This is a genomic window from Amycolatopsis sp. FBCC-B4732 (genome assembly GCF_023008405.1).
In the GTDB taxonomy this organism is placed as follows: domain Bacteria; phylum Actinomycetota; class Actinomycetes; order Mycobacteriales; family Pseudonocardiaceae; genus Amycolatopsis; species Amycolatopsis pretoriensis_A.
Map to the genome: position 1 here is coordinate 6,036,223 of NZ_CP095376.1, position 13,918 is coordinate 6,050,140.

The window sequence follows — 13,918 nt, forward strand, 5'->3', positions numbered from 1 at the left end:
GTCACTCGCTTTCCGCGGGTGCTTCCTTTCGCGGTACCGGCTTGACACCGAAACACGTGATCACCCCGGACACATCCGGGGTCAGGAACAACTGGAAGAAGTAGCCGCCTCGAGGTTGATCGTTGATGTAGGCGATGACGCAGTGGGGCCCGTCATAAGCCTCCAGCGCGCGGACACCTTCCGCGAACCCGATCGAGGGCTGGCCAGCGTTGCGGGAATTGCGCTCCCGCCGCGCGAACAACGACTTCATGCGCGCCAGCCCTACCGGGCCCTCGATCTCGCAATCGGCTCCAGCCGCCAGCGCATCGAGGGCCAGCGCCGGGATCTCCGCCGCTTTCAGCGCGGAGAGAAGACCGGTCAGCCGCTCCCTGTCCGAACCGGCGGTCATTCGGCACCCGGCCCGCGTTCCCATCGAGGCGTCCTGAGGTGCTCAGGCCTCGGATCCTCGATCTCACCTTCGACGGGCTCGGGCCGGTACCACGGCCCCCGGTCCATGCTGATCTCCGCGCCGTCGATGACCCCCTTCAAGGTGTGCTCCATTTCGCCCGGGTACTTCTCGACCTCCGGATGCAGGTGGGTCGGGAAGTTCCGATCGGCGGGCACATCCTCTTCGCGGATCCTCAGCACGATCCCCCCTTCCGGACTTTCGTCCTCGGCCGCCTCCCGCGCCATGTCCTCATAATCGTGCGTCCAGGACGTGTAGTCGCTGTTCGTGTGCTTGTCGGAGGCCACGTGCTCTTCCAACGTCTTGTTTCCGCCACGCGGCACGGCACGGCCCTGCAACGCGTCGAGATACCTGTAGTGATACACCGGGACGCCCCGGTACAGGTAGCCGTCACCGTCCGGGCAGGTCGTCCCGCACGGCTGGTCTTCGGCCGCCGCCTCCGCCCCGGCCACGACACCGAGTTCCGACGCGACCGGATCGGCCGCGTCCTGGACCACCGGCTTGCTCGGGTCGAGGACCGACTTCTTGGCCTGCTCGTAGACGTCGTTCCCGTCCTGGACGTCGTCCGTCGACGACGCCACCACCATCGCCGGCACGCTGGCCGAGGAGGACACGACCCCGCCCGCGATCGACGGGGCCAGTGCCGCGCCCGGGATCGGGTCGGCGACCGTCCTCGCCTTGAGCTGCGCCTGGGCGCGGGCGCGGATGCCGGGCGGCGGAGGCGGCGGCATCGGCGGCCGGTGGACGATCGGGCCGCGGTGGCCGGCGTGGCCGCCTCGGCCGCCGGAGGTACCGGACTTGATCGAACCGAGCGGGTACGCGCGGTACGAGTGGTTCCACGAGCGGTCACTCGTCATGTCGGCGTAGTAGCCGTACCTCGGCGGTGCCGCCTCGTAACCGCCGCCGCTCGGGCGGTCGTCGAACGCCTCCTCCATGTCGTCGGAGTTGATCCAGATGTAGAGGAAGACGCCGGCGGTCGCGACCGCGCCGACCACCCAGCCCGGGGGCCCGAACGGGGCGCCCGCGCAGATGGCGGCCGCCAGGCCGCAATGGCCGTCCGGGTCGACGCCGCCCAGGGGATCCCCGCCGTTGTAGCCGTACCGGTTCGCCCCGGCCGAGGGCATCGACGGCAGCCGGACGTCGTCGCGCCGGGAGAACGCGGCGTTCGACGGCGAGTACCAGCGGGCCCCCATGTCGACCGAGCCGGAGGCCGGGTCCGCGTAGTCCGACTGGAAGCCCAGCGCGGACGTGGCACCGCTCGACCCGGTCTTCGTGCCGAACGGGTCGTACGACGCCGACCCGGACAGGGCGCCGGTCGCCGGGTCGAGACCGCCGATCACGTCGGAGTGCCGGTCGGTCAGCGCCAGCTGGGCCGCACCGCCGCCCGGACGCTGCGCGAGCAGACCGCCTGACACGCCCCGCGCGAACGTCGACGCGCCGTCCGAGGTCAGGTCGAGGCTGGTGCCGTCGTACCCGAACGTCTGGCCGTCGCGGGTCGACGTGCGGTCCAAGCCGTCGTAGCCGTAGCTGACGCCGCCTTGGCCGACCAGACGGTCGAAGGCGTCGAAGCTCGACTGCACGGTGCCGGCCGGCCCGGTCCGTGACTCGAGCGTTCCGCGCGGGCTCCAGGCGAACGTGTCGGCCCCGTCGGTCAGCTGCCGGTTCCGCTCGTCGAACGTCGCGGTCCGGCCGCCGGCGCTCGTCCGGTTGCCGGCCGCGTCCCACTCGTAAGCGACGGTGCCGGCACCGCTCGTCCACGACGTCAGCCGCCCGGCCTGGTCGTAGCCGTACGTGTTGTCGCCCGCCCCGGCGACGCCGGTCGTCTTCTTGCCGGTCAGCCGGTCGTCGAGGTCGTAGCTGTAGGCGAGCGAAGCGAGGGACGCACCATCCGATCCCTTGACGGCGTCCGTGGCGAGCCGGCCGAAGTCGTCGTAGGTGTAGGTGCGCCCGCGGCCCTGGCCGTAGCCGACGCTCGCGACCTTGCCGGCGTCGTCGTACCCGATCGTCTGGGTGACGCCGGTCAACCCGTCGCGCTGGCTCGTCAACCTGCCCTGGGTGTAGCCGAAGGTCGCCGTCCCGGAGCCGTCGGTGCGCTGGGTCAGCCGCCCGTCCGCGTCGTAGGCGTAGGCCGACGTCCCGGACACCGGCCCCGTGCTGGTGAGCAGATCACCGCGGTCGTCGTAGGTGAACGTCTTGTCACCGTTCGGCGAGTTCACCGCGAGCAAGCGGCCCGCCAGGTCGAACCGCTGGGTGCGGTCGGCCGTCGGCACAGCCGCCCCGGCCCCGGTCTCGTGCGTCGCGCGGCCCAGCGCGTCGAACGTCCGCTGGCGGGTGACACCACCCGGGGCGCTCAGCGCGGTCGGCCGGCCCGCGAGGTCGTACGCCGTCGTCCGCGTGCGGTCGGCGGCGGCCGGCTGCGCCTGGGTCGCCGGCTCGATCACCGATTCGGGCAGCCCCAGCGTGTTGTACGTCGTGGTGGTGACGTTGCCCCGGCCATCGGTCACCCGGGTGCGGTTGCCGATCGCGTCGTAGCCGAAGGAAGTCGTGATCGTCGCCGTGGCGGACACGGGTTCCTGCTGCTGGGTGAGCAACCCGCGGTTGTCGTAGCCGAACCGCGTGGTGCGGCCCATGGCGTCGGTCACGGACACTTGGTGCCCGTCGGCGTCGTAGGCGACCGAACTCTTGCGAAGGATGCGTTCGTCCGGCGAAAGGCTGTAGAAGCCGGTGGGCCGGCCGGCGGGGTCGTAGGCTAGGTAGCCGGTGCGGCCGTGGCCGTCGGACTGCCGGACCCGGCGCCCCGCGTTGTCGTACCCGGCCTGGCTGATGATCCCGGCGGGATCGGTGGTGGTGATCCGCCGGCCGAGCACGTCGTAGCTGTACTTCGTCACGTCACCGGCCGCCGACGTGCGACTGAGAACGTTGCCCGCGTCGTCGTACCGCAGCTTGGTGGTGTTCGCGGCCGGCGTCGGCCGCCGTTCCAGCTGCGTCGCGGTCACCAGGCGGCCCAGATCGTCGTAGGTGCCCTGGATCCGCGAGCCCGTCGGGTCGGTCACCGAACTGAGCTCGCCCGCGGTGGTGTAGCCGTACTGCCACACCCCACCCGGCCGGTCCCCCGCGTCCGGATCGGGGTCGACGCGCTCGGCCAGCCGGTTGAGCTGGTCGTAGCGGTAGCGGGTGACCCCGCCGAGCGGGTCCGTCTCGGCGATGACGTTGCCCAGTGCGTCGTACTGGCGCTGCGTGACCGGACGTGCCGAGGTGGCGGCGCCCGGTGCTCGGTAGTCGGCGGTGGCCACCCGGGTCGCCCGGCCGTCGCGGTCGTAGGCCGTGGTGCGGACGTTGCCGTTTTGGTCGCGCTCGTCCGTCGGCTCACCGAACGCGTCGTAGCCGGTGGCCGCCTGCGGCCGGACCGTCTTCGCCGGCGCGCCGCCGCTCTCCACCGGTGCGGCGGGCAGGGTGACGGTGGTCGCGCGCCCCAGCTTGTCGTAGCCCAGTTCGGTGGTGAAGTCGGCCGGGTTCGCCCCTGGCGCGTTGCCACGCGGCGCGGTCACCGCCTTGACGAGGCCGCTTTCGGTGTAGGCGTAGGTGGTGGTGAGCTTCTCCGACGTGCTCTTGGTGATCGACTGGCTGGTCTGCCGCCCCGCGACGTCGTAGCCGTACTCGATGGTCTGGCGCGTCCCCAGGTCGAGCCGGGTGCTGTTCGAGCTCTGTCCACTTCGGACCAACTTGACGACGTCGCCGCCGGGGCCGTACGTCCACTCCTGCCGGTTCGCCAGGCCGGCGGGGTCGGCCGTCTCCGCCGTGCCGCGACCCGCCGCGTCGTACTCGTACGCCGTCACCCGGCCACCCGGCTCGACGGTCTTGACCACCTCGCCCGCCGCGTCGTAGGTGAACTCCTGGAGGACCACGTCGCGTTTCGGCGCGGCCGGGTTGAACGGGTCGCGCACGTCGTGGGCGACGACCTTCCGGACCTTGCCGTCGCCGAAGTACTGGTACCGGGTGGTCCGGCCCATCGAGTCGGTCTCCCGGACCCGCCGGCCCGCGAGGTCGTAGGCGTAGGAGGCGAGGACCAGCGTCGGGTAGGCCGAACTGTCGCCGCCGTCGCTGTCGCCGCCACCGGAGCCGGGGTCGACCGGCTGACCGTGCCACGCCCGCAGGCGGACCTCGGCGACCATGTTGCGCGCGGTGTAGCCGAACTCGTACTTGGTACCGGCGGCGTCGACCCGCCAGATCTCGTTGCCGAACACGTCGAAGCCGTGCGACGTCGTGGCGCCTTCGGGATCGGTCTCCCGGCTCGGGCGGCCGAGGTCGTCGTAATCGGTGGTGGTCACCCGGCTCGGGTCACCGCCGGTCAGGTCCTTCTCCTCGGTGCGGACGACGTTCCCGTCCGCGTCGTACCCGGTCAGCACCTGCGCGGTGTGGGTCACGCCGGTGATCGCGTTCGCCACGCCCGCGGACGTCACCGCCGTGCGGCGGGAAAGGTTGTCGTAGGCGTACGTCGTCGTCACCCCGGCCGGATCCGAAGCGCTGCTTCGCGTTTCCGCCTTCTTCCGGCCGAAGACGTCGTACGTGTACGCCGTTACCAAACCGGCCGGATCCACGACCTTCGCCAGGTCGCCGTTCCTGTAGTACGAGTACGCCGTGACGCCGTTGCGCGGGTCGGTCGTCTGCAGCAGCAGGCCCGCCGGGACGTTGCCGCCGCCCACCGCCGCTTCCGTGCCGTTCGCGTACTGGTGGCGGGTCACGCCGCCGTCCGGGGTGGTCTCGGTGGCCAGGAGGCCCCGGACGCCCAGGTCCGTGTACGTGTACGTCGTCGCGTACGCCGGGTCGTCCGCGTTCGCCGAACGGGGGTCGCGGGTGGACAGGAGCTTGTCGTTGCGCGGGTCCGTCACGTCGGCCGCGTTGAGGTAGTACGTCGAGTACGACGTCTGGCAGTCGCCCGGGGCCACGCGGCACGTCTTGCGCGCGATCACGTTGCCGCGCTCGTCGTTGGTCAGGACGACGGTGTTGCCGAGCTCGTCGCCGATCGTGGTCTGGAAGCCCTTGTCGTCGTAGTCGTAGGTGCGGACGCCCTGGCCGTTGACCGGGCCGCCGACCCACGTGCCGTCGCCGCCGACCGGGCCGCCGCAGTACGACGGGTCGGTCGGGTCCTGGGGTGCCGACGGATCACAGGTCGGGTTCTCCGGTGGCAGCGGGTTGCCGTCTCCGTCGCGGCGGTCCTCCGGGCGGATGCCCTGGCCCAGCGGGGCGATGTAGCGCAGGATGCGGCCGCGCACCGGGTCGTAGTCGTAGAAGTGCGGGCGGTTCCCGGGGTCGGTGACCTGCGTCGTGCGCACGAGGTTGCTCTCGGTGCCGGTGACGACAGGACGGCCGAGGCGCCAGTGGCCGCCGTTGCGGTCGACGACCTCGGCGAGGCGGTCGGCCGTGGTGTCGTAGCTCAGCTGCGCGGCGACGCGGCCGCTCGGCAGCGTGATCTTCGTGAGCGAGCTGGCCGCCGCACGCGCCTGGTAGTGCGCGGCCGCGGTCGTCGGGCCGACGGCGTACTCGTAGAACGCCGCTTCGGCGATCTGGCCGGAGAAGAACCGGCGCGCGTCCGTGCCCCAGGCCGGCCACGCCGACGGCGGGACCGTGTACGCGGCGCCGATCTGGTTGTAGACGACGTCGTCGTGCGCGATCTCGCCCTGCGCGGTGCCGACCGCCTTGCCGTCGAGGTAGAGCGTCTGGGTCGCGAGCGCGCCGGAGAGCACCACGTGGTGCCAGGCGTTGTCGTTGACCGCCGCCGCCGACGTGATCGGGGCCGCGCCGCCGTTCCAGAACTGGCCGCGCAGCTTGCCGTCCGTGCCGACGTACAGCACCGGCACCGCGCCGGTGGGCGTGCCGCTGATCGGTGCCTTCTGGTAGCCGAAGAGCGGGCCGCCGGTCGCGGTCTTGAACCACATTTCGATCGCCAGGTCACGGTTCTTGCGCACCGTGCCGTCCGGCAGCGTCACCACCGACGAGGTGCCGTTGAACGTCGCCGCGGTCCCGGTGCCGGTCAGCGGCCCCGGCTGACCGAGGGTGACGTCCTTGTAGGTCCCGGCGTCCTTGCCGAGCTTGAGCCCGTTCTCGCTGGCCGCCGTGGTCCCGGACGTCTCGCCGAAGCGCCAGAACGACGACGGGCGGGCGTCGACGACGGAGCTGCGGTAGTGCGAACCCGCGGTGTAGTCGTAGCCGGTGCACCCGTTGTCGGGGTCGCACACCTTCGTCAGCCGGTCGCCGTCGTAGGTGTAGGTCCAGGTGAGCTGCTTGCCGTCGATCGGGTCGGTGCTCACCGACGTGACGTGGTTGCCGGTCCACTTGAAGTACAGGATCCGGTCGCTGGTCAGGCTGATCGCCCGGCTGAGGTGCTCCGGCGTGCCGTAGTCCAGCTGGACGTGGTGCCCGGCCTGGTCGTAGCTCTCGATGAGCCGGCCGTCGGGGCGGAAGCGGTAGAGCGTGGCCGCCTTGTCGGTCAGCACCCAGCCGCCACCCGCGGCTTCCGGTTCGATCCGGAAGTTCGCCTGCCGGCCGGGCGGCGGCGCGAACGTGCCGTCGCTGTTGCGGCCGAACCGGACCTGCTGGCCGTCCGGGTAGGTCACGACGACGTTGCCCGAACCGTCGTTGTCGGGCAGGACGCGCATGTCGTAGCGCGTCGCCCAGCCGGCGCCGAAGGCGAGGTCGGTGCGCGGGTCGAGGCTGTTGTAGGTGCGGGCGACGGTCAGTTCCGGCCCGGTCACCTGCAGCGCCGCGTCCACCGCGCTCGAGAAGTAGTTCCCGGTCTGCGGGTCGAAGTCGCGCTGCGCGCCGCTGTAGGGCGCGTTCGCCAGGTGCGACGTGATCTCCGGCTGCGGGACCGCCGTCAGGAGGTGGCTCGGCGTGAGCTTTTCGCTCTCCGAATTCCCGTCGTAGGCGAACACGCGCCACTGGTAGTCCTTGCTCCAGCGCAGCGCGCCGACCGGCACGGTCCAGGTCCGCTTGGTCACGTAGCCGGAGTCCACACAGGACACCCCGGTCAGCGTGCCGTCCGGCTTGGCGACGTACTTTTCGCAGACTTCGAAGCGGTACTTGAGGGTCGAGGACACCGGGGCGTCGACGTCGACCGCGTCGGCCCAGAGCTGCGGGGTGAGCGTGGGCGCCGAGAAGCCGTTCGGCGGGTACTGCGCCTTGACGATCGGCGGGACGTCGAACACGGTCATCGACAGGCGCGTCGGCGGGATCTGCTCGTCGGTGAACCAGGCCCCGCCGCGGCGCAGCATGCTGAAGTCGAACAGGTACTGGCCGGGCTCGATGGCCTTGATCGTCGCGTCGAGCGTCACCGAAGCACCGCGCGGCACGTCGTTCGGCAGGGACGCGGCTTCGACCGCACCGACCGGGGCGCCGGCGGCGGTGAAAGCGCGGTAGCCGAGCGCGAAGTCCGCGGCGGTCCAGGTGTCGGCGCCGCGGTTGGTGACGGTGATCTTGACCTTGCCGGCCTGCGTGCGGGTCACCGGCGGCTGGGGAACGCCGCGGTCGACGCGGTATTCGGCGTCGTAGGCGGTGTGCGTGACGAACAGGCGCGGCGGGTTCGCCGTCCGGTTGCCGGTGAACTTCTTCCAGCCGTAGGGATCGGTTTCCGAAGCGCGGACCGCGAGGCCGTAGTTGGCCTGCGCACCGGTCACCCAGCGCTGCACGAGGTCGCGGCCGCCGGTGCCGAGCGGGATCAGCTCGGTCGCCGACGGGCAGCTCGAAGCGTGCTGCTGGAGGCCGATGTACCCGTGGGCGAAGGATTCCTGGGCGAGCGCGGGACCGAAGGCGGGCCCGGGGAACCCGGACGCGGTGGTCCACGGCGCGGTGACGCCGTGCACGGTGACCGGACGCGGCTGGCAGGACCATGACCAGGTGCTCTTCAGCGTGAGCTGGGCACCGAGGATCTTGTGGTTGCGCAGCCGGCTTTCCACGCCGCTGAAGGACAGGTAGCTCGCGGCCTTGACGGACCCGGTCGTGCCGATCCGGAGCTCCGTCGAGCCGTCGAGCCGGGAACCGCCCTGGAACACGGCGCCGCCGTCGGACGCGGTGGTTTCGACGCTGGGGTCGACCTCCACCGGATAGACGCGCGCGGAGTCCTTGAGCCAGTTCGGGTCCAGCTTGACACGGAGCACGAACGCGCCGGCGTTTTCCAGCAGTTCGTAGGTCACGCCTTCGGACCGGGCGGGGTCGCCGGTCGCGGGATCACGCCGGGAGTCGGTCATGAACCCGGCGGGGATCCGGGCGCGCTCGCGCCCGGCCGGGTCGGTGAGCGAGATCCGACCGTCCACAAGGGACGGCCGGAGCCCCTTCAGCCGCAACGGGAAGTCCCACGTCGCCGCGGCCTCCGGCGAGTTCAGGACGAGCGTTTCCTTGACACCACCGGGCACCACGTCGAGCCGGAGGTCGGCACCGGCCCGCACGCCCGGGTAGACGATGCGGCTGCCGGAGACGGCACCGGCCGACGGCACGGCACCGCCCACGCCGTAACCGAATTCGTGGTCGCCGTCCAGGGACACCCGGACGAGGTCGTTCCCGGCGGCCTTGGCGGCGAAGGTGATCCGCTCGGCGTCGGCCGCGTTGGACCAGCCGGTGCCCGCGGGCACGATCGCCGTGTCGATCGGCTGGAAGCTGCCGTCCGGCGCGCGGAAGTTGATCGGCTCCTCGCCGAACTCCGTGGTGAGGGTGCCGTCGGTGTTGGCGTAGGTCCTGTCCGTGGCGGTGCGCCGGTCCGGCAGCTCCCGGCTGGTCTTCTCGTCGAACCCGGTCACGTGCGCGGGCGCGCTCCCGACCTGCACGGCGTTCGCGGTGACCTTCGCTTCACCGGCGGCCACCGCGGGGTACTTCGACTGCAGCGACTTCGGCCCGGCGGTGTTGGCCGCCCCGGCCGGGTCGTCCCCCTGCTCCCCCGCCGTCCCCGGCAGTTGCTTCGGGGCGAGCGCCATGGCCTGCTGCAGCAGGTTGGCGCCGGCGTCCGGCCCGGGCGGGATCGACGGCCCGACGATTCCCGCCGTCAGCGCGACGACGAGGACCAGCAACCCGGCCCGGCTGGCGTGCCCGGTCTTGCGTCGTGGAGAAAACATGGGGAATCCCGCCCTCATCGGTCGAACGGCTGCACGGCAAGGGGACGGCCGGGCGGGCCTCGAACCACGTCGAGGCCCGCCCGCCCGTCAGGCGAACTGCGTCAGAGAGACGGCTTCGGCAGCGGACCGCCGGTGAACACCGTCGCCGCGCTCGCGCTGCGCGCGACCGCGGCCGTGACACCCGAACCGAAGGCGTAGGTGACGCCGTCGCTGTCCCGGTAGGTCACCACCACGCCGCCGGCCGAAAGCCCGGTGAGCGTCGGGTCCGTGGCGGACTGGTAGGCCGCCCCGGTCCGGGAGTCGACCAGCTTCTGCCAGGCCTGGTAGCCGGTGCTGCCGGGCGCGTTCTGCTGGGTCACGTAGACGTAGCCGTCGGTGGCGCGGACGGCCACGTGGACCACGCCGCCCGTGTCGACGGCGGCGGCCGGGGAGCCCTGCGCGGTGACGCCGGCCAGCGGCTGCCACGTGCCGGTGAAGCCGGCCGCCTGCTCACGCTGGTTGACGACCACGCCGTCCGGCTGGACGGCGAAGGCTTCGAGGTTCTTGTCCGGGTTCGCCGTCGCGGCGAGCTTGCCGGTCCAGCCGGTCCCGGGCACGGCGCTCCAGGCGCCGAGCGTGCCGTCGAGGTACGTCGCCTTGGTGTAGGTACCGCTCGTGGTCCGGGCGACGACGTCGATCCCGTCGCTCTGGGCGACCGCGGTCAGGTCCGCGGTCAGGCCCGACGACGGCAGGACCTTCCACGGCAGGAACTGCTTGCTGGCGGCGTCCTGCTGGCGGACCAGCAGGCGGCCCGCGCCGTCCACGGCGAACGCCGTGCCGGTGCCCGACCGCTGGACGAGGACCGCGGCGCCGGGCGTCCAGCCGCCGAAGCCGCTCGCGGCGGGCCAGGTCGTGGTGGCTGCGGCCTGGGTGCTGCTGCGGGTTTCGCTGTCCTGCCCCAGAGCCGTCACCAGCAGGCTGTCGTCGGCGGCCCGGAGCGCGCTCGGGGTGCCGGTGTACTGCTGGTAGCCGGGCACCACCGAGAAGTCGACGACGGTGATGTCCGTCGAGCGCTGGCGCCCGTGGATGAGCCGGCCGAAGCCGTCGACGTAGAAGTGCTGGAGCTTGCCGCCGGTGCCTTCGACGACCGCGCTCGGGGCGTCGGCGACGACCGGGACCACGGGACGCGTCGGCAGGCCGGGGTCGACCAGCTTGCAGTCGTCGGTCGTGACGCTCAGCTGGTAGTTCGTGCCGATCGTGCCGACCACCTTCCAGCCCAGCCAGTTGCCGGCGCCGAGGTAGCGGTACCACTTGATCTGCCCGGTGTTCTTGTCCAGCGCGTAGAGCACGTCACCGCCGGCCGAGGCGATCTGGGCGTAGTTCTGCCAGCCGCCGCTGCCGACCAGCCGGGCGTACTCGAGCCACCGCTGGCTGACCGGGTCGTACTGGAACCGGTAGAGGTCGCCGCCGGGGGTGCGGGCGTAGAACACGCCGGCGCCCGCGCCGACGATCATGTCGTACTTGGTCGTGGTCCAGCCGGTGTCGATCAGCCGGTCGGTCCAGGTCTTAGTCGTCTCGTCGTAGCGGAGCCAGGCGAGGATGTTGTCGTGGGACCAGTAGAAGTCGCCGGTCGCGTCGACGGTGATCCGGTTGCGCTGGGCCGGCAGGGTGACGCCGTTCCAGCCGGTCGCGATGATCTGGCCGGCGCCGCCGTTCTCCCAGCCGGTGGCCAGCCGCCGCTGGCGCAGGACGCTGCCGTTGTCGGAGATGAGGTACATCCGGCCGTCGGGACCGGCGAGCGTCTTGCCCGCCCACGTGTTGCCGATCGTCGCGCGTCCCGTCCAGGAGACGGCGCCGGTCTCGGGTTCGTTGTGGCGGTCGAGGTCGAGGTGGGTGTCCGGGAGGGTGTAGAAGACGCCGGCGCTGGCGCGGCAGGTGATGGTGTCGGCCGCGGCGGCCACGTTCGCACCGGTCACGCTCACCGCACCGGTGAGGGCGACGGTGAAAGCGCAGCCGAGGACGGCGGATCTCCGGGCGAAGGGTCTCTGGCGCATGGACTACCCCTTGTCGTGAAAGCGTTTTCGAGCAGCGCGGAACAAGCCCGGCGGCGTGCCGGGCAGCGGTCGGCGATCGGTGCGGGGCCCGGATTCGGGCAGACTTCCCCCAGGTGCGCGGCACCTCCCATGCCGCGCGGCGACGAGCTCGCCCTCCCGCGAGCCATTCGATCTCCCCATCCGATCTTCTTGCGGCGGCGTTACCCGTTCCCGGGCGATTGGTCCGTTCGGCCCACTACCGAAGTCGGGAACCACTCGAAACGAAACGGGCCGGGCACCACCCGCGAAGGGTGGCACCCGGCCCGTTTTCTTTGCGCTGTCTAGCGTTTGCTCGTCGGCGACACCAGTTCGCTCGGCCCGCCACCGGCCTCACCGGCGACCGCCGCCAGCTCCTCGCCCACCGATTCGCGGTCCTTCGGGCGCGCGTCCTTCGTCAGGAGCGAGGCCACCGCGCCGATCAGGCAGACCACGATCGCGAAGCCGAACGCCACCGCCAGGCCCGACTGGAACGGGCCCGAGATCAGGTTCGGGAAGAAGCTCCGGCCGGTCAGGAAGGACGCCTGGTCCGGCGGGAGCGTCGCCAGCTGGCCGCCGAGGAGCTGCTGGATCGGGTTGTAGCCCAGGAACGCCGCGAACAGCACCGCCACCGCCGGGAGGTTCGCCACCTGGGACGCCGCCGCGTCGGGGACGCCGTGGGCCACCAGGCCGTCGTGCATCGTGGCCGGGAGGCTGCTCGACAGGCCCGAGATGATCAGGCTGAAGAAGAAGCCGATCGACAGGACCATCGCCGCGTTCTGGAAGGTCGTCATCATGCCCGCGCCGGAGCCGCGCGCGTCGGCCGGGAGGCTGTTCATCACCTCGGCGCGGTTGGGCGAGGAGAACATGCCCATGCCGATGCCGTTGATCAGCAGGATCGCCGCGAACGCCCAGTAGTCGAAGTTCACCGGGAGCAGGATCAGCAGCAGGAACGTGACCGCCGTGATGAACAGGCCGCTCGAGGCGAGGAGGCGGCTGCCGATCCGGTCGGCGAGGATGCCCGACGTCGGCGCGGCCAGCAGGAAGCCGACCGTCATCGGGAGCATGTAGATGCCGGCCCAGAGCGGGGTCTGCTCGAACGTGTAGCCGTGCTGCGGCAGCCAGATGCCCTGCAGCCAGATGATCAGGATGAACTGCAGGCCACCGCGGCCGAGCGACGCGGTCAGGTTCGCGATGTTGCCCCACGTGAACGAGCGGATCCTGAACAGCGAAAGCCGGAACAGCGGGTTGTCCACCTTGGTTTCGATGACCACGAACGCCACCAGTACCGCGAGCCCGCCGATCAGGCAGGTCAGCACGAACGGGCTGCCCCAGCCGGTCGGCGACGAGCCGTAGGGCTGGATGCCGTAGGTGATGCCGATCAGGACCGCGATCAGGCCGACCGCGAAGGTGATGTTGCCCCACCAGTCCATCCGCGCGTGCTTGCGGACGCCGGTGTCGTGCAGCTTGAGGTACGCCCAGATCGTGCCGATGACGCCGAACGGCACCGAGACGAGGAAGATCAGGTTCCAGTCGACCGGCGCGAGCACCCCGCCGACGACCAGGCCGAGGAACGACCCGGCGATGGCCGCGACGCCGTTCATGCCGAGCGCGAGGCCGCGCTGGTTGGCCGGGAAGGCGTCGGTGAGGATCGCCGAGGAGTTCGCCATCAGGAAGGCGCCGCCGACGCCCTGCACGATCCGCCACCCGATCAGCCACAACGCGGCCGCGTCACCGCCGAACCACGTGATGGCCAGCATGATGGAAGAAACGGTGAAGACGGCGAAGCCGAGGTTGTACATCCTCGCGCGGCCGTACATGTCGCCGAGCCTGCCGAAGCTCACCACCAGCACCGCGGTGACCACGAGGAAGCCCATGATCATCCACAGCAGGTAGCTGGTGTTGGCCGGTTCCAGGGGGTTGATCCCGATGCCCTTGAAGATGTCGGGCAGCGCGATCAGCACGATCGAGGAGTTGATCGTGGCGATCAGCATGCCCAGCGTCGTGTTGGACAGCGCGATCCACTTGTACCGCGGCCCCAGTTCCGCGATCGAATACGTCCGGCGTTCCGCCACTGTGCAACCCTTCTGCTCGCCAGTCCCTTAGCTAGGCTAAGCAAGTTGCTTGCGTATGGCAACCAAGTACGCGAAACGCATGGGAGAGCATGATCACAGTCGCTTGACTGTCCTTTGTGGATCCTTTACCGAACGAGTCGTTCACCTCGCCCGACGCATGAACCGAAGGCAAGACCGGGCCACTCGCCCTGATCCCGGATCCCGGACGGGCCGCCCGGGCCGATCCGGCTGCCCCGTTCACCTCGCCCG

At 71.0% G+C, this 13,918-nt stretch carries 4 protein-coding genes; all 4 read right to left on the bottom strand.

The genetic code is table 11. The features are described from left to right. Position 1 precedes the first annotated feature (1 nt). The 4 genes from MUY14_RS26220 to MUY14_RS26235 all read right to left on the bottom strand — a co-directional run bounded on the left by MUY14_RS26220 (position 2) and on the right by MUY14_RS26235 (position 13,669). A complete protein-coding gene (locus MUY14_RS26220) occupies positions 2-388 on the bottom strand; it encodes a hypothetical protein (protein WP_247012823.1) in 387 nt (128 codons plus the stop codon). After that, complete coding sequence (locus tag MUY14_RS26225; RefSeq protein ID WP_247012825.1) at positions 385-9,546, bottom strand: LamG-like jellyroll fold domain-containing protein; 9,162 nt, start codon at positions 9,544-9,546, stop codon at positions 385-387. The genes MUY14_RS26220 and MUY14_RS26225 overlap by 4 nt, the downstream gene beginning before the upstream one ends. Positions 9,547-9,647: 101 nt before the next feature. Further along, entirely contained in the window at positions 9,648-11,579 is a 1,932-nt protein-coding gene (locus tag MUY14_RS26230; protein WP_247012827.1) for a tachylectin-related carbohydrate-binding protein, read from the bottom strand. A gap of 320 nt (positions 11,580-11,899) precedes the next feature. Further along, entirely contained in the window at positions 11,900-13,669 is a 1,770-nt protein-coding gene (locus MUY14_RS26235) for an MFS transporter (protein ID WP_247012829.1), read from the bottom strand. Positions 13,670-13,918 lie beyond the last annotated feature (249 nt).

Coding starts and splice junctions, on each gene's coding strand:
- MUY14_RS26225 (WP_247012825.1), bottom strand. CDS start 9,546: ATGTTTTCTCCACGACGCAAGACCGGGCACGCCAGCCGGGCCGGGTTG.
- MUY14_RS26230 (WP_247012827.1), bottom strand. CDS start 11,579: ATGCGCCAGAGACCCTTCGCCCGGAGATCCGCCGTCCTCGGCTGCGCT.
- MUY14_RS26220 (WP_247012823.1), bottom strand. CDS start 388: ATGACCGCCGGTTCGGACAGGGAGCGGCTGACCGGTCTTCTCTCCGCG.